Origin of the sequence: Nostoc sp. JL31 (assembly GCF_017114965.1) — a bacterium.
In the GTDB taxonomy this organism is placed as follows: Bacteria; Cyanobacteriota; Cyanobacteriia; order Cyanobacteriales; family Nostocaceae; genus Nostoc; species Nostoc punctiforme_A.
On the sequence record NZ_JABXKO010000119.1, the window covers coordinates 51502 to 73234 of the forward strand.

Annotated in this window: 16 protein-coding genes; 6 read left to right on the forward strand and 10 right to left on the reverse strand. The window is 42.6% G+C overall.

Features of this window, described 5'->3' with window-relative positions; genetic code table 11:
- Nucleotides 1–104 precede the first annotated feature (104 nt).
- Complete coding sequence (locus HWQ43_RS31775) at nucleotides 105–1529, reverse strand: phosphoglucomutase/phosphomannomutase family protein (protein WP_292741042.1); 1425 nt, start codon at nucleotides 1527–1529, stop codon at nucleotides 105–107.
- A gap of 146 nt (nucleotides 1530–1675) precedes the next feature.
- Here HWQ43_RS31775 and HWQ43_RS31780 point away from each other — a divergent pair, with 146 nt between their 5' ends.
- From HWQ43_RS31780 to HWQ43_RS31790, 3 genes are all read left to right on the forward strand, one after another.
- Nucleotides 1676–2539 carry a PD-(D/E)XK nuclease family protein gene (locus tag HWQ43_RS31780; protein ID WP_292741044.1) on the forward strand — a complete coding sequence of 288 codons (864 nt, stop codon included), beginning with the start codon at nucleotides 1676–1678 and terminating at the stop codon, nucleotides 2537–2539.
- A gap of 97 nt (nucleotides 2540–2636) precedes the next feature.
- Nucleotides 2637–3356 (forward strand): hypothetical protein, encoded by a 720-nt coding sequence (locus HWQ43_RS31785; protein ID WP_292741046.1) that lies wholly within the window; start codon nucleotides 2637–2639, stop codon nucleotides 3354–3356.
- A 214-nt stretch (nucleotides 3357–3570) separates the two neighbouring features.
- The gene (locus HWQ43_RS31790; protein ID WP_292741047.1) at nucleotides 3571–4116 is read left to right on the forward strand and encodes a hypothetical protein; all 546 of its coding nucleotides are present in this window, start codon (nucleotides 3571–3573) and stop codon (nucleotides 4114–4116) included.
- Nucleotides 4117–4203: 87 nt separating this feature from the next.
- Here HWQ43_RS31790 and HWQ43_RS31795 read toward each other — a convergent pair whose 3' ends face one another.
- On the reverse strand, nucleotides 4204–5874 hold the full coding sequence (locus HWQ43_RS31795; RefSeq protein WP_292741049.1) for a transglutaminase family protein: 1671 nt from the start codon (nucleotides 5872–5874) through the stop codon (nucleotides 4204–4206).
- 438 nt (nucleotides 5875–6312) lie between these two features.
- On the opposite strand from HWQ43_RS31795, the gene HWQ43_RS31800 reads away from it, so the two are divergent.
- On the forward strand, nucleotides 6313–9171 hold the full coding sequence (locus tag HWQ43_RS31800; protein ID WP_292741150.1) for a cation-translocating P-type ATPase: 2859 nt from the start codon (nucleotides 6313–6315) through the stop codon (nucleotides 9169–9171).
- Between the two features lie 156 nt (nucleotides 9172–9327).
- The gene (recF, locus tag HWQ43_RS31805; protein WP_292741051.1) at nucleotides 9328–10449 is read left to right on the forward strand and encodes a DNA replication/repair protein RecF; all 1122 of its coding nucleotides are present in this window, start codon (nucleotides 9328–9330) and stop codon (nucleotides 10447–10449) included.
- A 208-nt stretch (nucleotides 10450–10657) separates the two neighbouring features.
- On the opposite strand, the gene HWQ43_RS31810 is transcribed toward recF, so the two are convergent.
- Nucleotides 10658–11128, reverse strand: a complete 471-nt coding sequence (locus HWQ43_RS31810) for an MgtC/SapB family protein (protein ID WP_292741053.1) — start codon at nucleotides 11126–11128, stop codon at nucleotides 10658–10660.
- A gap of 700 nt (nucleotides 11129–11828) precedes the next feature.
- On the opposite strand from HWQ43_RS31810, the gene HWQ43_RS31815 reads away from it, so the two are divergent.
- Nucleotides 11829–14180: a putative PEP-binding protein gene (locus tag HWQ43_RS31815; protein WP_292741055.1), complete on the forward strand. Its 2352-nt coding sequence runs from the start codon at nucleotides 11829–11831 to the stop codon at nucleotides 14178–14180.
- Between the two features lie 40 nt (nucleotides 14181–14220).
- Here the strand turns inward: HWQ43_RS31815 and HWQ43_RS31820 are convergent, their stop codons facing one another.
- The 7 genes from HWQ43_RS31820 to HWQ43_RS31850 all read right to left on the reverse strand — a co-directional run bounded on the left by HWQ43_RS31820 (nucleotide 14221) and on the right by HWQ43_RS31850 (nucleotide 21593).
- Nucleotides 14221–15039 (reverse strand): hypothetical protein, encoded by an 819-nt coding sequence (locus tag HWQ43_RS31820; RefSeq protein WP_292741057.1) that lies wholly within the window; start codon nucleotides 15037–15039, stop codon nucleotides 14221–14223.
- Between the two features lie 51 nt (nucleotides 15040–15090).
- The gene (locus tag HWQ43_RS31825) at nucleotides 15091–16266 is read right to left on the reverse strand and encodes a hypothetical protein (protein ID WP_292741058.1); all 1176 of its coding nucleotides are present in this window, start codon (nucleotides 16264–16266) and stop codon (nucleotides 15091–15093) included.
- Between the two features lie 229 nt (nucleotides 16267–16495).
- A complete protein-coding gene (locus tag HWQ43_RS31830; RefSeq protein ID WP_292741060.1) occupies nucleotides 16496–17152 on the reverse strand; it encodes a DUF1361 domain-containing protein in 657 nt (218 codons plus the stop codon).
- Between the two features lie 746 nt (nucleotides 17153–17898).
- A complete protein-coding gene (locus tag HWQ43_RS31835; RefSeq protein ID WP_292741062.1) occupies nucleotides 17899–18519 on the reverse strand; it encodes a hypothetical protein in 621 nt (206 codons plus the stop codon).
- Complete coding sequence (locus HWQ43_RS31840) at nucleotides 18516–18878, reverse strand: hypothetical protein (protein WP_292741064.1); 363 nt, start codon at nucleotides 18876–18878, stop codon at nucleotides 18516–18518. The genes HWQ43_RS31835 and HWQ43_RS31840 overlap by 4 nt, the downstream gene beginning before the upstream one ends.
- A gap of 150 nt (nucleotides 18879–19028) precedes the next feature.
- A complete protein-coding gene (locus tag HWQ43_RS31845; protein WP_292741066.1) occupies nucleotides 19029–20912 on the reverse strand; it encodes an iron uptake porin in 1884 nt (627 codons plus the stop codon).
- 204 nt (nucleotides 20913–21116) lie between these two features.
- Complete coding sequence (locus tag HWQ43_RS31850) at nucleotides 21117–21593, reverse strand: hypothetical protein (RefSeq protein ID WP_292741068.1); 477 nt, start codon at nucleotides 21591–21593, stop codon at nucleotides 21117–21119.
- Between the last annotated feature and the right edge of the window lie 140 nt (nucleotides 21594–21733).

Below are 21733 nucleotides of genomic sequence, written 5' to 3' on the forward strand. Positions count from 1 at the left end.
TTATATTTTGCTCGAAATTAGAAACGAGGAGTTAAGAATTGTTAATTTACAACTCTTAACTCCTAATTCATAACTCTTAACTTTTAATTCCTAACTCTGACAGATTAAACTGCTACTGCCTCTAGTTTAGCAATGGCACTCTCTAACTCTTGGGCGATTTGGGTGAGTTTTTCGGGAGTGTTGGTTTCTAGGTAGACGCGCACCAGTGGTTCTGTACCGGAAGGACGCAGTAGAACCCAGCTACCTTCTTCTAAATAGAGCTTAATACCGTCTTTACGCCCCACTTCCTTGACTTTAATTCCTGCTACCTCTGTAGGTGGATTTTTAGTAAAGGAATCGATGACAGCGGTTTTGTGCGCTTCTGTGAGGTGCAAGTCTAGGCGGTTGTTGTAAAGTGGGCCATCCGCTTCAGCGATCGCTTCTTTAACAAGTTGACTTAGCGGTTTGCCTTCATAGGCGATCGCTTCTGCCACCAGCATATCGGCTAATACTCCGTCTTTTTCGGGAATATGCCCAATAATACTCAAACCACCTGATTCCTCTCCACCAATTAATACGGCAGTTTCCCGCATTTTTTCACCGATGTATTTAAAACCAACTGCTGTTTCGTAAATTTGCAGCCCATTTTTAGCAGCGAAATTATCCAGCAGGTGGGTTGTAGCGACAGTACGGACTATGGCGCCGGTTTTACCTTTGTTTTTGATTAAATGACGTGCGAGAAGTAGCAGCACAGTATTGGGAGTGAGGACGTTTCCTTGTTCATCAACGATACCAAAGCGATCGCTATCTCCATCCGTCGCCAAGCCCAAATCAGCTTGATCTCGAACTACTGCTTCCACTAACTCAACTAACTGTTCTCCTTTGGGTTCTGGCATTCCACCCCCAAATAAAACATCTCTCCAATCGTGGAAACTTTCTAATTGAACCCCACTATGTTGCAAAACTTCATCTAAATAGCCGCGAGAGGTAGAATACAAAGCATCGTACTTTACCTTTAAATTAGCGCTTCTGATCTTTTCTACATCAAGTAGGGTGTAGATAAATTTCAGGTAATCTGGTTTCGGATCGAAAATTGAAATTGAACCTGATGGGTTGCTCCCAGGCAACTCATCCGATGCACCTTCTATATTTGCCACAATAGTATCAGTAATCTCTGGAGTGGCAGGCCCAGCATAATCGGGTATATATTTAATTCCACAGTAAGGTGCTGGATTATGACTAGCAGTAAACATTAACGCCCCAGCGGAATTTAGATGACGGGCATTGTAGGCAATTACTGGTGTAGGGCAATCCCGATCGGTAATTTTCACAGTCCAACCCAAGTCTGCTAATACTTGGGCCGCTGTTTGGGCAAACTGATCAGCTAAAAAGCGAGTATCGTAGGCAATAAGTACTGGTCTATCTTTTGTGTAGGCTGTTTCTAAGTAAGTGGCGATTGCCCTTGTTACTTTTCTAACATTGGGGAAAGTAAAGTCATCGGCAATAATCCCTCGCCATCCATCGGTACCAAATTTTATCTTGCTAGACATTTTTGCCACTTGCTCCGGTACATTATCAGTACTATAAAAGCTTCCCGCAAAGCGTGTGTAGCAGCAAGTATCCTCCGAAGTTCTTTTCTAAGCAAGCCTTAGCTTAAACTTCTCCCCACCGTATTTTCTCTCACTGTTTCTGAGCAATGTCAACCCCCGATCGACCTTTTGCCAGTTATCACCTTTGGTCTCTAGTTGCCCCAGCGACTGGGCAAGAACGCTGGCATTGCCAGATGAGACGGGGGTTTATCAAAGCACGGCAACACGAACCACAAGTCAAAGCGCTTTTAACGCAAGCCACCGCGCCCCAGCGGATTGGCATACTAGCTCAAAAAGGCGTTTACGAGTTTCATCATCACACGCATCTGTTAAAGCAAGCAGATGGTGTAGAAAGAGTTGCCCAGCTACTAAAATTAGGCAACTCAAGCGTTCAAGTCCAGCAACGCGTGCTGCAAATTTTGCAAAAATATCACGATTCGCCGTTGCTTTTGGATAAAGATATTATCCAATTAACTCCGGGTGATGAAGGCTTTCCCAAACCGATAGTAGTTGAGCAAGAAGATTATTGCTTTCGCTTATACGCGGCTATGGACTGCGTTTTTATTGAGTCTGATAGCACTTTACATATTTTGGATTTCAAAACTGGTAAATCGGCTTTTGACAAACGACAGGCATTAGTTTACTTGTTAGCTGCTCGTTATCTTTACCCTGGACGAGAAGCTGTTGCATCATTTTATAATTTAGAAATATCTAAAAAATCAGATTTAATTAGTATTAACAATAGTGAATTAGAATCCTTAAAATTTGAGTTGGCGAATATTGCTCATAAACATCAGCACGATTTGCAAAAATATCAGGAAGAAAATACTAATTTCAGTAAAATATTCCCTCCTAATCCTGGTTCTCACTGCCGCTTTTGCCCATTTAACTCCATCTGTGAGTTTGCCGATTTTAAGCAGCATCAATCATATCCACTGCCCAGTTTAAGAAGTTTAAGAGTTAATAGTTAATTAGTTTATTTATTTACCTTGGTTCAATTTTCCAAAAAATCTACTAAATACTCGTATTTTTACTGGACTGATTCTCTTCTCCTATCAGACAACCTAGATGTCAGATACACCGATTTTTATCTTTGGTTGTAAGGAGTTAAGACTAGTGCGATTAACCGCAAATAAATCTGTATTTAGATTAGTAGGAATTTCGGCGTTTATTTTACTTCTAATTTTTAAGGGGATTTTACATCAACCTGTTTATGCATTGCTGTCATCTCTAGTAGACGCTTGTGCTGTTCAAGCTGAATGTGCTGCAGCTGGCTCGGAATTAGCTCCTACTGCTAAGGCTGCAATTAGCACAACTAAAGCTCAAAATGAGCAGGTTCCAAATAAAGCTCAGGAGAGATATTGTTCTTTCTATCCACTTAATTTAGTTTGTGGGCCACAAGGTCAATCTTCAGTTCTTTATAATTACAAATTTCACCAAACAGTACATTACAGGAGGTCTGGTTCTCCTGACAAATTTGTAACTCATCATTTTCGAAGTTGGCGACCTGTTCCAGGGGCAATTAGAAGTTTAGCTCAACCTCCAGGTATTGAATTTGGTGGTGGTTATCCTCCATCTAGTGATTATGTAACCTGGATTCATTTAAATGATGGAGATGGTAATAATCAAACTCGTGGAGTCGTTTATGAATATTCAACTGGCGACACCATGACATGGGATGATTATGCAAATTATTCTAACAATAATGTTGAGGGAGAATGGATTAGCGATGTGGTTCGTGCTGATACAGGGCCAAATAATTCGTCCCCTCGTGATAGAAAAGATTGAACTTAATAAAAGCGCGATGTAGTTGTTCAATTACTAAATTTTCACCAAATTAGAGGCTGCTAGCATGAAAGAGCTTTTTACGCTTCTCCAAAAGATTAAATAAAATCCAGTTATCTACATAGACAAGCCATCAATTACTTGTCTTCGTTCATTCTTAAGTGGGTACATAGATAGTCTAATTACACTCGGATTTACTGACATAAACTCTTGTGGAATGGAAGGGTTTCAAGAGTGGATACAAGAAAGAGCAAAAACTAATCTGAGTCAATCTTGGGCTGGGATAATTCTCTTTGGCTCTGGAAGTGAACGAGCTGCTTTTAATAGGTTCTTTGAAGAATTTGAGCAGTTCTTAAAGCAGAAAGATGATTCAAAAATTCAAAAGAATGAAGATATTTTAAGGCTTAGTGAGGATATGAGTTTTCCTCAGTTTGATATTTACAACGAGATTCTAAGTAATATAAAGAAAAGACCAGGAATGTTTTTAGGAGCTAATTCAATTACTAGACTTGATATGCTTTTGCGAGGATATAGTCTGGCTCGAAAAGAAGTTGGTGTACCTCCAACTGAGCCAGAAAGGGAATTTGAAGGTTTTCAATCATGGGTTGAAGAAAAATATGGAATTAACTCAGGTCAGTCATGGTCTAAAATAATTCTTTTCTATTCTGTAGACGAGCATGAGGCACTACAGAAATTTTTTAAATTGTTTGAAGAATACTTGAATGAGAATAAGAGCTTAGAAGTAGACGAAAATAATAGTTAAGCAGACAGTATTAAGGTGCGTTAGCCTACGGCATAACACACCCTACTCACTTTCTCATGGTCTTTCCCCAATTCCTAATGCCCTACTTCAAAAGTCCGGTAATTCTTTAAGAATTGTGAACCGAATATGATTTATCGCCAAATCACCGATGGGGATATCTTCTTTGGTTAGCCGTTCACCTTGACTTGTCACCGTTTCAAAGGTGATACCTTTACCAATTTCAATGTGATACCAGCATAAGCCCATAAAAAAGCGCGTCGGATAAGGACCACCTTCACCTATATCATCAGGATTTGATTCCATTGGCAACCAACCAAAATTTGGGACGTAGAATTCTAGCCAAACATGATTAAAGTCGGGTTGTAGCGGCACTCCTACTAAGTCACTATGGGGAGGACATTTGTACCTGCCTACGGTGCGGCAGGGGATGCCATTTAAACGGGATAGGGCAAGTAAAACGCCGACATATTCGCCACAAGAACCAACACCCCGCTCTAAAACTGTATCTGGTGTATCAATGTAAGGTTTAATACCGTAGGATAACTCATCATAAACGTAGTTGCGGATGCTGTGCATTTTCCGCAGCACATTGGTTTCAGAACCAATCGCTTCTCTGGCGGCACGGCGAACAATGGTAGTATCCATTGCTAAATCGTCGTCATCCACTAGGTAGCGTGTTTGTAATTCTGGGGAAAGTTCAGGAACGTCTTCTACATCTCTGGGTGTAATTCGATATTTAATCCCTCGAACTTCCAAAAGTGCTTTCCAGCCAAATATATGCCGTTCACCTGGGGCAAGAGAATCAAATTTAAAGACTGCTACACGTTGCCCTTCTATCACTTGTTCGGTGAAGGGTATACCAATGGGTTCAACGTGTTTCACCTTTTGACGCTCAGTCTCCGATGGTAAGGCGATGCGCCATTCCACATCGGGTAAATAAACCTCGTCTAGGGGTGCAATTTCCTCAGCATAAGACATTTCAATCAGATAGCCATTAGAGAGGGCGTAACGCTTATCTGGTTGGTAATGATAATACAGAGGATGAATAAAAGTGCGATCGCGGAATGTTAGCTCATGACTTGGATCGGCATTCGGGTTATCCCGGATATAAGGCTCCTCTGAGGCGTAGGCGACGTAAATACTTTCTTTGCCTGTTTCGGCATTTTTATGGATTGCTATGCCTGTAGGACATTCAAAGGGTGTCAGAACGCTGAATTGCAGTTCTCCTGTGGCTCTGTCCATCGCGTAAACTGATTGTTCGGTGCGATCGCAAATCCATAGCATTTCTTGGTTGACTGCCAAATTCTCTATCCCAACTCCAGGGGCATAGAATCTGGTAATCTCTTTTCGCGTTTCGCGGTCAAAAACCAGAATGTAGCCCAGCCTTTGGCAACTGACATAAACTGTTGTTTCCCAAACAGCAACGCCATCAGCCGGATAAGGCAATGTTACAAAATGTTCTAGACCCAAAGCATCGAGCTTGCACGAGTAAACACTATTTTCTCGGCTCACCCAGAGGGTATCATCCCACGCCGCTAAACCAGTGACATCGGTAAATTCTTCAACTTGATGGGAATTGAGAATTTTGCTGTTGTCAGAAGTGGGATCGATCTCTAGTAGATGCCCTTTGATACTGTCAATAGCAATCAATCTATCTTTGATGAAAGTAATGCCACACAGCGCAGCAGCAGTAAGCGGTCGAATTGTTTTTTGCCCAAACATCTGGCTAACGGTCAAAGTGGGGAGTGCAAAACTCATAAAACCTTGTGGTAAGTGTAAAAAACCCTCACCTTTAGGTAGGAGAGGAAACATGACTCAAGCGGTTTTACCGCCGTCACACCAATTGCTGGATATGGAAAATCCTAATCGAGCAATGGCTCCCCCGATCGGGGTGGATGAAGAGTGCTGAGTTAAAAGACTACCCACAATGGGCGTTGCTCTTACCAAGTACATCAATTAGTGGTTCTCGATCGCCACGTTTACAGCGGGGTACTAATAATTATCGGTACAATGTGTTCCGATAAACTCTTTCGTGAGAAATAATACTATGTCAAAACGGGAGGAATTTACAAATGTTAAGAATTACATATACACTCATACAACTGGGCGATCGCCTTAATGTAACTTTAGAAGATGGAATTCCTGCCATCACTAAATTATGATCGAATTTTGTAACCATTTGCTGTGACCTACACGATGTCTGCTAATTCTCTGCCTGAAGGTGCCGCCGTTTGGCATAGTTTAGAAGTTGATAAAGCGCTAGACCTGCTTGATAGTAATGCAGACAGTGGCTTAACACCCCAAGAAATTCAACAGAGATTGCAAAAATACGGCCCCAACGAACTTGAAGAAACTGCTGGCCGTAGTGCTTGGGAAATTCTGCTAGATCAGTTCAAGAACATTATGTTATTGATGCTGATTGGTGTGGCTCTGATTTCTGGGTTTTTAGACCTGATGGCTTTGCGATCGGGCAGCTTAAAGCCCGGTGAAGTGCCATTTAAAGATACAATCGCGATTTTAGCAATTGTCATCCTCAATGGCATACTCGGCTACGTCCAAGAAAGTCGTGCCGAAAAAGCCTTGGCAGCCTTGAAAAAAATGACCTCTCCTTTAGTGCGAGTCATCCGCGACACTAGACTGGTGGAGATAGCAGCCAAGGAACTAGTTCCGGGGGATGTAATGCTGCTGGAAGCTGGGATGCAGATAGCCGCAGATGGACGCTTGATCGAACAGTCTAATTTACAAGTGCGGGAGTCGGCATTAACTGGTGAAGCCGAAGCAGTGAATAAACAGGCATCACTAAAATTGCCGGAGGAAACATCATTAGGCGATCGCCTCAATGTCGTCTTTCAAGGAACTGAAGTAGTCCAAGGACGCGGCAAGGTTCTGGTGACGAACACCGGCATGACTACAGAACTAGGCAAAATTGCCACCATGTTACAGGCGGTGGAAAGTGAACCTACGCCTTTACAACAACGGATGACTCAACTGGGTAATGTCCTAGTTACGGGTTCTTTAATTCTGGTGGCGATTGTCGTCGTTGGCGGTGTCATCAAAGACAGAGGTTTTAGCAACATCCAAGAACTCTTGGAAGTTTCCTTGAGTATGGCGGTTGCTGTCGTACCAGAAGGTTTACCAGCTGTAATTACCGTTACATTGGCACTGGGAACCCAGCGAATGGTGCGCCAAAATGCCTTGATTCGCAAATTGCCAGCAGTGGAAACGTTGGGTTCTGTAACGACCATCTGTTCTGATAAGACCGGCACCCTGACTCAAAATAAAATGGTGGTGCAATCGATTTCCACCAATAACAAAACTTTTCGCATCACTGGCGAAGGTTATGCTCCTACGGGAGACTTTCAGTTAAATGGTCAAAAAATTTCCCTAGAGGAGTCTCCAGAAATTTCCGCGTTATCAGTAGCCTGTGCTGTTTGTAATGATTCAGTATTGCAAAAAGAACAAGGTGAATGGGCGATTTTGGGAGATCCGACAGAGGGAGCATTGTTAACACTGGCGGGAAAAGCCGGAATCGAAAAAGACCAGTGGAACAGTAAGTTACCTCGTGTTGCGGAGTTCCCCTTTTCCTCGGAACGGAAGCGGATGAGCGTGATTTCTCAGGTGGAGGGAGTCGCCACAGGTGAAGCATCTTCGAGAGGTGTTGACCCGGCGATCGCCGGTTTTCTCCAATCTGAACCTTACTTAATGTTTACTAAAGGTTCTCCAGAGTTAACTTTGGCACGTTGTACTCAAATTCATTTGGGTAATGACACCGCTACTTTAACCGAAGAACAACGCCAGAAAATTTTGGCAGAAAATGACCTGATGGCGAGTAAAGGTCTACGGGTACTAGGTTTTGCCTACAAACCTTTGTTAGAGATTCCACCGGAAGGTTCAGACGAAACCTCTGAGCAAGATTTAGTATGGCTGGGATTGGTGGGAATGCTAGATGCGCCACGCCCCGAAGTCAGGGCAGCTGTGCAAGAGTGTCGAGAAGCAGGTATTCGCCCAGTGATGATTACTGGCGACCACCAATTAACAGCACGAGCGATCGCTACCGATTTGGGAATTGCCCAAGAAGGCGATCGCGTTCTCACAGGTCAAGAATTGCAACGGATGAGTGACGAGGAACTAGAGCAAAACGTTGACCTAGTGAGCATCTATGCCAGAGTTTCCCCAGAACACAAACTGCGAATTGTCCAAGCACTGCAACGCCGGGGTCGATTTGTCGCCATGACAGGCGATGGTGTCAACGATGCTCCAGCCCTCAAACAAGCCGACATCGGTATTGCAATGGGTATTACTGGCACTGATGTCAGTAAAGAAGCCAGTGACATGGTGTTACTTGATGACAACTTCGCCACCATTGTCAGCGCCACCAAGGAAGGTAGGGTTGTTTACACCAACATCCGCCGCTTTATTAAATACATCTTGGGCAGTAACATTGGCGAAGTTCTGACAATTGCAGCCGCACCCTTAATTGGTTTGGGAGGCGTTCCCCTGACTCCCTTACAAATTTTGTGGATGAACTTGGTGACAGACGGTTTACCAGCCTTAGCATTAGCTGTGGAACCTCCAGAACCGGATGTCATGCAACGTCCGCCTTTTAGTCCCCGCGAAAGTATTTTCGCTAGGGGATTGGGTTCTTATATGATTCGCATTGGCATCATCTTTGCCATTATCACCATTGCCTTGATGTGGTGGGCTTATCAACATACCCATGCTGCCGGGTATCAGGGAAATCCTGAAACTTGGAAAACAATGGTATTTACTACCTTGTGTATTGCCCAAATGGGTCATGCGATCGCTATTCGCTCCAACAACCGACTGACCATTGAGATGAATCCCTTCTCCAATATTTTTGTACTAGCGGCTGTTGTCGTCACCACGATTTTGCAGCTGATGCTAGTTTATGTCCCGCCTCTGCGAGATTTCTTTGGTACTCATTACCTGAATATGCAAGAATTGGGGGTTTGTATTGGCTTCAGCGCCTTAATGTTCGTCTGGATTGAAGCGGAGAAGATATTTTTGCGGATTGTGGGCAAGAAGGCTGTGTAAATGGGGCATAGGGCATGGGGCATAGCGCATAGCGCATAAGAGGCGGAGGGGCAGAGGGGAAAAACTTACTGCAATTTCTCCCCTGCTCCCCTGCTTCTTCTTTGTCTCCCTCCTCTCCAATGCCCAATCCCCAATGCCCCATGCCCAATTATCACTATGTACCTAAAAACTCTAAACCTCCGACAATTTCGCAATTATCAAGACCAAAAGGTTGAGTTTACTGCTGCCAAAACGATTTTGGTAGGTAATAACGCTCAGGGAAAGTCGAATTTATTGGAGGCGGTGGAGTTGCTGGCGACATTGCGATCACACCGCATGACCCGCGATCGCGATTTAGTTCAAGAAGGGGAAGCCATAGCCCAAATTGATGCCACCCTTGAACGACAAACAGGTGTTAGTGACCTGACCTTAACCCTGCGCCGCAATGGTCGCCGTAGCGTTGCTCTCAATGGCGAATCTATCCGCCGTCAAATGGATTTTCTCGGCGTTCTCAATGCAGTCCAATTTTCCAGTTTAGATTTAGAACTAGTACGCGGCGGCCCGGAAGGTCGCCGCAACTGGTTAGATACACTATTAATTCAACTGGAACCAGTTTATGCTCACATTTTGCAGCAGTATAACCATGTGTTACGCCAGCGCAATGCCTTTTTAAAAAAAACTCAAGACTCAGCACTGGATACAGAGCAATCAGAACTAGCGGTGTGGGATGCACAGTTAGCGACCACAGGAACCAGAGTAATTAGACGACGCGATCGTGCCATCCAAAGATTAGCTCCCATTGCTACCACCTGGCACAGCAGTATTAGCGGCAGTACAGAAGTTCTGCAAATCAAGTACATACCAAATATTCCTTTAGAGGATAACCAGCCAGAAGAAGTACAGCAAGCTTTTTTAGCAAAAATTCAGCAACGAGCCGTTGCTGAAATGCACCAAGGCACGACTCTTGTCGGCCCGCATCGAGACGAAATAGAATTAACTATTAACCAGACACCCGCTCGCCAATATGGTTCTCAAGGTCAACAACGAACGCTGGTTCTAGCTTTAAAATTAGCCGAATTACAATTAATTGAAGAGGTCGTCAAAGAACCACCATTACTATTACTTGATGATGTTCTTGCCGAACTAGATTTATCCCGCCAAAATCAATTACTTGATGCCATTCAAGACCGCTTTCAAACCCTGATTACTACCACTCACTTGGGTTCTTTTGATTCCCAATGGTTGAAGTCCTCCCAAATTATTTTGGTGAAAGCAGGAGAATTAACAATTAAAAATTAAAAATTTATTTAAAGACACATGACTTACGCAAAAATCACCAAAAACCTTAATTTATCGAACCGCCATCTCTACGAGAGGCTTCCGCCAACGCGCAGCGTCTCGTAGAGAAGACGCCATCGCGAAGCGTCTCGTAGAGAAGAATTCGTAGAGTGTGCGTAAGTCCTAAGACATTTTCATCCGGGAATTTATAGCGTCCATCTGTATGCCTCTACTCTGATTTTTTATGATGTTTTTCAAACCTTTTAAAAACATTGAGAACCAAAAAAGTTAGCATAGCACTGATTAATCCTAACTGCCATAAACCACAGCCAGCAGCAATTCCCAATGCAGACGAAACCCAAATAGCCGCTGCTGAGGTGAGTCCGTGAATTTCAAGTTGCTGTGACTCTTGGGAAGATTGGCGCACAATTTCTCCAGCACCGAGAAATCCTACACCAGCGGCAATCCCTTGAATCACACGGCTAAGTGCATCAGGACTAGCTTGCAGTCCTCCTGTTTGCATGATTATTAAGGTAAATAAGGCTGAACCTAAACTCACCAGCATGTGAGTTCTTAAACCAGCTGGTTTGTGCCTAATTTGGCGTTCTAAGCCGATGATTGCTCCAATAAGCAATGCAACACATAGCCGGAAGCTGATATTCAGCCAATCATTAGTTGCAAGGTAGTAAGTGTTTGACAATGTTTAGTCTGATATGGAGAATTCTATATACTAGGTTAAATCGTAATATTTTTATAAAAATAGTACAAAACTATTCTAATGTTTTATTAATGGAGTTTGATCCAATGGGTGTAGTGCAATAGCCTACCTCAATATTTGGAATCTATCAATTTATGAATGGTTTTGAAACGGAGAATTAATATTTTCCATTATTAGGATTATTTTTCAACAAGATAATATTATTTTGGTCAATAAATGGAGATTTGCATTGTTAAATTGTGGCAAGGATCGTCATGGCAAACTATATGAATTTTAAGTTTATTAAATAGTTGTTTGACTATTTAAAATGAATGGGCAACAAAATTATACCTTAAATTGTTAGATTTAACCCATATACTCAACAATTAAATATGATACGACCATGTATAAGTAGAGCAAATCAGCTATACAGCGCATTTCAAGTTACTGAAGTACACAACGATTCGTCTCAAAGCCAGCTATCAAGCCTGTTTTACTTCTGATTTCTGACTCCTGTTAGCGCAGCGGGGCGTAGCCCATTCTGAATTTTCCTCTATCCTGCTTCAAAAACCGTAACTTTGTAATTCATGCAAAAGAAAACTGCTGTCATCCCTGAGTACTTTTTTTCAGAAGTCAGTGGATTAACCTGATAACATACCAAAAAGAAATGGCTGTGGCTACAAATAGACAACTAACAAATTGAGTGAATAAACTCTACTGGCTAGATCAAATTAAACTACAAGACCGTGCCAAAGTAGGTGACAAAGCCTTTTACTTAAGCAAAATTATCCAGCGTGGCTATCCGGTGATGCCTGGTTTTGTAGTTTCGGCAGAAATTTTGCGGCAATTTCTCGAAAATCTTAATAGTTCAGAATCATTAGTAGCTGACTTACCCCATTCTTCGCTACACCTGGATGTTACTAATTGGCGACAACTTCAGCAGGTGGCTAGCCGCTTGCGCCAAGAAATTCTGAGTGCGACTGTAACCCAGGAGTGGGTGAGTACAATTTTCCAAGCCGCTAGGGAATGGCAAACTAGCTGTTTGATTCTTCGACCTTCCTTGGCAGTATCAACTGCTACTCCAGGTATAAACAACAATATATCGGGTTTACTGGAATCGGTATTTTGCCAGTGCGAACCGGAAGCGATCGCTTTGGGGTTAAAGCGTACCTGGAGCCAAATATTTCGGGCCCGCAGTCTATTATATTGGCAGCACTTAGGAATTAATCTGCAACAAATTAATCTCGCAGTTTTGGTGCAACCTGTTGAAAATGCGATCGCCAGTGGCTCGCTCACAACCAATGCCTCTGGGTGGGAAATTGAAGCTACTTTGGGATTAGGAATTGCGATCGCTCAAGGGGAAGTACAGCCAGATGTTTACTACATTCAACCGGGAACTGGGGTTGTGCTTGAGCAACAACTGGGCAATAAAATGCTGGCTTATGGCGTTGATGATGCAGCCTCTGGAGCTTTTTTGCAACCCATGCCGAACTCAGCGTTAACACCAGATCATACCTGTCTGATTACCTATATGCTTCCAGAAGCCCAACAAAAACAGTACTCTTTACAAGAAGAATACTTACAACAAATAATTGCTCTGGGAACTCAACTGGTAAGCGAACTAGGTAAAACCTTTACCATTAAATGGACTATCGCCGGGCAAACTACATCTGGAAAGCTCTACATCACACAAGTTAGTCCTTCGCAATCTATAATTCCCCACTTACACTTTATTCGGGGACTAGGGGCAGCCGGGGGACGTGTTGCAGCCACTGCCCTGGTAATTATTAATCCGCAACAGAAACCCGAACAACTACCGAAGGGAGTCATTTTAGTAATACCAACAATTACACCTGATTGGTTGCCATTATTACAACAAGTTGGTGGTATTATCACAGAACAAGGGGGATTAACCAGTCACGCGGCAATTCTAGCTAGAGAATTAAGTATTACAGCAGTAGTAAATGCAACATCTGCCACAACTTTAATCCAAACTGGCGAGCGATTGCTGCTTGATGGCGACAGAGGAGAAGTCTATCGCATCAAAGGAGACTCAAAGGAGGAGATGGAGAGAGGGAGAGAAGAAAATCTTCTTTCCTCCCATTATCCCAATCCGAAAGCGCCTCATCCTGCTGTTACGTCTCATCTACCTATGATTGCTACCCAACTGCTGGTTAACTTGAGTCAATCCACTTTAATAGAACAAGTGCAAAACCTGCCTGTGGATGGAGTGGGATTGTTGCGTTCCGAATTGATGGTACTAAATATATTGAACGGGCAACATCCTAATAGTTGGATTTTAAGCGGGCGTCAGGCAGAATTGTTAGAGCTATGGTCTGAGCAGATTATGCAATTTGCTCGTGCCTTTGCACCAAGACCAGTTTTTTATCGTTCTTTAGATTGGCGATCGCAAGATTTACCATCATTGCGTGATAGTTTAGAATCTTCGCCACAATCGATGTTAGGTGAACGCGGCACCTTTAGCTATTTACGAAATCCCGCAGTATTTGACCTAGAACTGAAAGCTTTGGCAAGTGTACAGCAAGCTGGTTATACCAATGTCAACCTACTTTTGCCTTTTGTGCGGACTATAGAAGAATTTATTTTTTGCCGTCGCAAAGTTGAGCAAGCTTTTTTAACCGAGGTAGCGCAGTTTCAATTGTGGATGATGGCAGAAGTGCCAAGTGTCTTGTTTTTATTACCAGAATATGTGAAAGCAGGTGCAGCCGGAATTTCTATTGGTACAAATGACCTGACCCAATTATTGCTAGGAGTGGATCGAGAACAAGGACAGTTAGCAAAAGTATTTAATGAACGTCATCCAGCTGTTATGAGTGCGATCGCTCAACTGATCCAAATGGCTAAAAGTGCCGATATACCTTGTTCAATCTGCGGTCAAGCACCAGCCCTCTATCCAGAAATTATTGATAAATTAGTGGAATGGGGTATTACTTCCATTTCTGTTGAACCGGAAGCAGTCGAACGAACATATCAAGCGATCGCTCGTGCTGAACAACGTATAATTTTAGCAGCAGCACGCCGAAAACTTAATTAATTAGGAGTTAGGAGTTAGGAATTAATTGCTCACTGCTAATTTATTTAATGTAGCCAGTTTCGCGCAAAAACTTCCGTAAATCGGTGAAGAATTTGGTGCGGTCGCTTTTTTTATAAGCTTGTTGCACTCGCCCCCATCCATCCTGTCCTTGATTCAGCAGATATTTATCTGCCAGATAAGCTGCTAAAAATCCCTTGCCATCATCGCCTTGTTGTCGTGCCTGAGTATAAGTTTGCCATAGCTCTGAGGCATGATTGGAGATTAATTTGGGATAGCTACGAGTCACATCGACCATTTTACCTTGGCGATAACGCCAAATTTGCAGAGGGTAGGCAGAAGCAGCATAAGCTGTAAAAGCATAGGCAAAGCGATCGTCTCGACTATCAAACTCTGGCAGTCCATCTTTGTCTAAATCTTTAAGTTGATAGCCACCATTACCCCATTCATGACGAATCTTAAGATACTTTTGGGATTTGCTGTCGTAGCGGTAAATCAATGAATAAGTACAACAGTGCGCTCCACCTGTAAAGAAATCGGCAATTATTTCTGGTTCTTTGTTACCGTCCAAGTCTCGCACTGGCAAGTTGTTTTCTTGTCCAGATATATTCCCCACAGGTCTGTCATATTCATCTTCTTGCGGCAGTTTTTGATCCAAAACAGTTTTATCCGCCCGGATAATTTTCAACCGGACATTTTTATACTGATATTCCTCTAGCTTCTCGTAAGATACTTCTGCCCGCACATTGCCCAATTCTCCAGTTATTGTTTCTGCTGTTGCAGTCTGGGTAAATATAGTCGTTGCACTCAAAAGAGCTAAACCGATTAGAGATTGACTGCTAAAGGAGCGAATAGTAATCATCGTTGGTGTTGTACATAGCACATTCAACTTTATACAACACCAGCAAAATGTTCAATATCGATAAATTGCCGCAACGGCTGTGCTATATGGAATCTGTTCAAAGGGAACAGCGTAAACCGTGCCACCGTTTAATAAAGTATGAGCAGCAACAAAATCCAACAAATCCTCATCACCAGCTTCTTTTTCTGGATGCAAATAAACCGTTTCTGAGGTTGGATCGAATAAACCCCACTGTTGCTGACCAACTGCAACTAGTAATGAATCCACGCGTTGGTAATAAGCCGCGGAGACAACTTCTTGGAGCTTGTTAGATGCCTTACCAGTATCACCACCAAACAGTTCGTGAAATTGCTCCAAAACTGCTTGCTGTGACTTTTGGAAATCAGCCTCGACAATCGGCCAAGCTTGGTTATGTAACTCTTGGGCGCTGAGAATTTCTGGATTACCGGTAATAGCTTCATCCATCAAATGCTGGTAAGTATTTGCCTGTCTATACAAAGGCAAGAGATACTCTACGCCAGCCAGCACCAAAGGCGCTTTTTGCAATTTCAGTTTCTTATGTAATGCGCGATCAATAATCTGAAAGAATTGTAGTATGTATTCTTGTTGTTTATCCTTGTCAGGGCTTCCCTGTCCGTGAAACGTGCCTGGTTGCGAAAAGGAATTGGCAGTTGTTCCCCCTCTTGATGTTGCCAGCCGGAACTGCCCTTCTTTAACAGTCTCGTCTTTTTGCAAAGCTTCATCTAGACTTTTAGGGAGATTTTCGACTTCCACTTCATTGATGCTGTAGCGTGTTCCTTCAAAGAACCTGACATCTTGTTGGCTCAAAGCCAGTATATAGAAGCGACCATTGCCATTTAAAATTGGCAGCAGTGGCTTGATGTGAAATCGGTCTGTAACCACGACCAACTCTTGAAAATCAATTGGCAGGGGATAATAGCGAAAAATATCTTCCGAAATAAAAATCGCCAGCCCTTGCTCTCCCATTTGCTCCCAAAACTCTTGGGTATCTATTTCATGGGATTTTTCTAACAATGCGATCGCATCTTTCTCCTCCAAGCCCGCATCAATTAAACGAGTCTCCGCTTCCTTGACCAAATTTTTAAAGCGAATTGGATCTTGTCGCACTTCTGGCCCGGCTGGGTGCGTTGGCATATAAATGGAAACACAATTTCCTTTTGGCTGTTCTATTAATGTCTTTATTTCTTCTCTAGAGATTAATTGCATATTATATCCCTCCTATCAACGTGACTGGGTACATTAGACCAGACCATCGATATTCAACGATCTGATAGAACGTTATTCTCAAGTGATGGCGGTTGAAGTTCAACCGGTTGCTTCTGAGTTTATTTCACCTTAAGGAGAGTTTAGTTGCATCTTTCTTTTGATAGGCAATATTCATCAAAGGAATTACTAATTAAAACCCCAAATTTAAAAGCTAAAATCGCCATTAATATCAAATATTTGGCGTGTTAGAGTTTGCGCTTTCTGAGTTTATGTCTATTCTACTGTCTGGTCGGCTAAGACCTAAAGTTACTCGTTTCATAATCCAGTACAAACCTGCAAGTACCACAAAGGTGATAGCAATAATCACCAAGGGCTGTTTTCCTAGAATTTCTTCTACCCCTTTGGTTATTACGGCATCGGGTTGAGTAATAAAATCCCAACTGTTGAAACGCAAAAATCGCCCCCAATAGACACCAACAGCACAGAGAAAATGTGTAATCGTCTCAACGCGCCAAATCCATTGGCTCTTACCGATGCGATGTAAGTAGTGACCCCAATTAATTAACGATATGACATAAGCTTCAAATCCACCGAGAATTACTAGCAAATACACAGGAATGAGTACCAAAGTAATCATCCAAACCGATTGAATCGTGCGGATATCATCTATTAGGTGAATTACATCAGTCAACAAATATGGTGCATTTGGTAAGAAAGCATAGAAAACTAAAAATCCTAGCCACCAAAGCCAAGTGCCACCACGCTTAAAGCGAAATAGCCACACACTCAAAGCTAAAGGTATAAAAGCCAGAAATAAATTCCAAGTCATCCACTTCATATTAATTTGTAAGACCTGCACAACTCTGGCGATCAATTCTTCTTTCATAGGTGCTAACTCAGAAGATGTTTGATTTATCTAGATTCACTCTGTAGTGTTTAGTCTGACTGATAAATTTTTTGTAGTCCCCAAGAAAACTAATTTCCTCCAATAATATTAGACAAAATTTTTGTCTTATTTAAGTCTCATTTATAAATAAATGCTCACTAATCACTAAATATATGTCTAAAATTTAGATTTTTTATATATTTTATACAAGGGGACAAAATTTATCAATCAATTGGCTTCAGCCACTAGTACCGCAAGGCGGAATTAAAAATTAAAAATTAAAACAGCGTAAGCATTTCATTGATTTGGAATTGGTGGTTTATTTCCGCCGTGTTGTACTAGTATAGCCAGAAAATGATTATGGTAAAAAATACTACCGAAAGGTAGTCTGAGCAACAAAAACACCGCGCATAACTTATTGTGGACTTTTTTAATTGCAATGTTGCCCCTATGCTGACTATTATATTGATTTCATTTTGCCCTGCTATGCTTTCAGAAGCACCTAAAGTTTTTGTCAAGTCAGCCTTTGCTTAAAGGCGGGCGAGACGCCCACCCGACGAGAAGTAGTTGATATTTTTTATTGGAAAGTCCCTAACTAACGCAACGTGAGTTCGACAAGTCTTATTTGACCTCTCCCCCAGCCCCTCTCCGACGCGGAGAGGGGAGCAAAAAGCGGAATTATTTCTTGCTCCTCCCTTTCCGTTTCGGAGAGAAAGGCTGGGAGGGAGAGGTTCATCGAACTCACGTTAACGCAGTAGCACTCGACTACGAGGTCCGATCGCTTGTTTGGGTGAAGTGGGTAGTGTACAACTTTTGGCAGAATCCTGTGAACAAGTAGCTTGAGCAAGGGTTGCAGGGTTGACAATTACTTGATTGACCTCTAGGGAATTACCGTTACTCAATTCCATATTAGGTGTAGTAGAAATTGATGGAGAATGAGACCCAGATGTGTACGTTTTAGGTGTTGAGGAAGCGCCACTATCAACTATTGGTGTAACAGTGAATGTGTTACCACCATCAACTATTGGCGTGACAGTGAATGTGTCACCGCCGTCAACTATTGTTGCAAGGGTGGGTGTGCTACCACCACTAACTACAGGTGCAGGGGTGGGTGTGCTATCACCACCAACTACGGGTGCAGGAGTGGGTGTGCTACCACCAACTACGGGTGCAGGAGTTATAAGAGTTGCAGTTGCAGGTACTTTGATTTGTATTCTTGCTAGGGGTGAGTTAGTCATTTCCAAAGATGTCACCTTTGGCGAACCTGGAAGATCGGATTTGAAATCAAAGACTGTGGGGGTTGCACCACCATTGCGTAGGCGTAGCCCGCCGTAGGCATCGCTATATCGGGCTCCATATCCACTCACTTCAAAAGTGCCCTGATACTGGTTTCCATGCCTTTAAAGTCAACAAAATAATGCAGACTACCATCAGCACGTGTTTGTACCTGCACATAGTCTGACTTGTATATAGGAACGTAATTAGGATTATTCTTAGTACCTAAGTTTTGCGCGTAAGTCCCCGTGTCGTCTGTATCAACACGAGTAATGCTTTGATTGAAATTGGGATTATTTCTGGGAAGTTGGATAGTACCCGATAATGTACCAGTACTTTGAATTGTGATTTGAGCAGAAGCACTTGTTCCACCTAAACCGATGAAGACTGCGGCTAAACTGCTGCTGCTAACAAGAAGACAACCCAACTGAACTGATAAATTTAATTTCATGAAAAATTTGCTCCTTTAATCACATATAAAAAAAATATGCGTGTGTTTACGCATGACTTTTCCTTGCTCTTAATGGATCGTCAAAGCATCCAATACTGAATTAGTCAGTGTAAAAATAGCGTATTTTATTACATTTACGTCGGTATAAAATTAAAACCGGAAACTTGCTCTTAATGTCCCAACGATTAATGCATCGTTAGCAGCATTGTGATCGAGATTGAAAATAACGAATAAGCCTGGAGTCAAGGCGATATTGTCGCTTAGTTGGGCGCGGTAAAAAACTTCTACGTGAATTGATGTGTCACTACGTCCACCTGCTGTCCCCCCATCAGAAAAGTTAGGAAAATTGAAGCCGTCGGGTAAAGTACTAGAAGTCATTTTGGGCGGTTGTCCGACAAGAACGCCCCCTAAATTCCCAAAACGCAGCAAATTAGGAAAAGCTGCGAACACCATCCAGTTGGTGGTTTCTACAGTTCCAGAAAGTTTCAATGGCTTGGAGGAAGTAAAGCCACCCCAACCGCCCAATTGCAAGTTAGGGTTAATTCGCCAAGCAACGGTAGTGCCAATGGCTTGGGTATCGAAAGCTGTAGGATTTGCAAAAGGTGAAATCAGTTGAGAATCGCCAATACCACCTCCCAGTAAGCCATCTGGGGAGTGGGAATAGAGATAATGTATGCCGACATCTATCTTATTTGTGGGTGCCAAACTTAACTGAGCGCCAGCAGTATATCTACCGCCAAAGAGTCCGCCCTGCTTGGTGTCACCAGGAAAACTGGGTATTTCGGCACTATAAACGCCTTGCAAACTGATGCGATCGCTAATTTGCCAGTCAAAGGCTATACCACCACTGCCGTTACCAATACTTAAAATTGGGTTACGCTGACCAAATAGAGAAATTGCACCATCGCTAGAACCTTCTAAAGGGCTAATACCGCGAAAGGTGTTGATTGGGTTGACTCCCGCCGTACCTACCACGATTCCCAAGTTATTTGAAGCGAGAAATCGATAAGATAAGTCACTAATAACTAGATTGTTGTCTGTATTTGACTCGAAACCCAACCGCCCCATATTGGTAGATAACAAAGATGCATTAGAACCCAAATTGCCCGCAGACAGTCCTGTTAACAGTAAATCTCGTCCTGTAAATGAAGTTGCTAAGGTTAGTTGGGCGCTACTTGTAAAAGTTAGATTGGTTTTTCCCTGGCGTTCAGGTACTCTATCTCTAGGAAACAAATCGACATCGGGGCTATTGGTTCCCTGAACGCTAAAAATTGCTTGACCAAATAATCTAGTAGTTGGGGAAAACTGATTACCTTGTAATTCACTAGTCCGGCTTTCCACAACCTCAACGCGCTGCTGTAATTGCTGCAACTCTGCTTTGAATTCGCCTTGCAACCTTTGCAGCAAGATTAAATCTTCATTATTAACAGTATTAATTTTATTGTTAGCGTAGGCGTAGCCCGCCGCAGGCATCGCTTCGTTAATCTTCTCTAAACAAGCATTTAAACCAGCCGCAAATTCATAACGGCTGATAGCACGATTTCCCAGATAAGTCCCATCAGCATATCCCGCAATGCATCCATAGCGTTCTACTAAAGACTGCAAAGCACCAAAAGCCCAGTCTGAGGGTTGCACGTCTTCAAGTTCGGATACTGAGGTGACTTGAGACATTTGGTTGTCTGAGTCTGGAGGATGAGGAGATTGGGAAAATTCTTCTGTACTTTCCTGATTCTGTACAACTTCTGCTACAGGTTGAGTATCTTTTAATTGAGGTAAATTAGGGTAACTGATGAATTGAATTTTTTCTCTACTTCTTCTAAGTATATTCTCGTACTTGTTTTTTATAGCTGACGAGGTGGTTATATCTGGTTGCACGAATTCAGGTGGTGTAATTTCGGCAGGTGAGACAACTTGAGATAAATTATCTTGTCTTGACTGCTGCACCGAATTGTCTGGCAGAATTACGGACTTTTCTGGTAAATTGACCGCAGATATTGGCACTGTTGTCAGCACACTCGCCATCAGTAGACTCATATCACTCCTGGTATTTCATTTGACTTACACCAATACTTCTTTTGACAAATAAAGTTGGTGTATATCAGGGAAAATTTTGAAAAAAAAGTGATAAAAGTTACTGTTGTTCTGAGAGCTATCGCTGTATCAGTGGGAGAATGAAAGAGCAGAGGAGAAGTTGCAGTAAGTTTTCCCCTCTGCCCAATGCCCAATGCCCCAGATAGATTATTCTGGCTCGCTACAATACTTATTCATCTGATTCACTAATGTATCTGACTGTTTGCCAAGAGTTGTAGCTGTTGTCAGTGCTGAATCAATTTCGGCTCTAGCCTTTTGGATTTTTGCTCTCCCAGATTCTGAGGCTTGTGCTGTCTTGGTTGCACCAAGCGCCTTACCTGCCTTAGCGATCGCTTGACTAAGATTTTGAAAAATCTTCACAAAACCGCTTTGAAATTCTTTCAGCTTCGGATCTTTTAGCTTCAGTTCTCCAATGGATTTAGTCACAAAGTCTAAATCTTTAGATAGCTGGATGCTAGTTATCACTTGCGTTCCCTTATTTTTATCAATTAGAGAAGTTCCAGCATTCACAACTCGAATCAGTCGCTGGCACTGGGAAACTTTATTGTCGGTGCAACCAGTAACGAACAAAGCAATACTTAGGCTAACGGGAGCAAGAACAGTATATTTATGTAAAACAGACATTAACACCCCAACAGCAATTCAACCCACAATATAGTATCCAATATTACGGGTAAATGAGGGGATTGGGCACAGGAGGCAGAGGGGCAGAAGGGAAAAACTTACTGTAATTTCTCCCCTGCTCCCTTGCCCAATGCCCAATG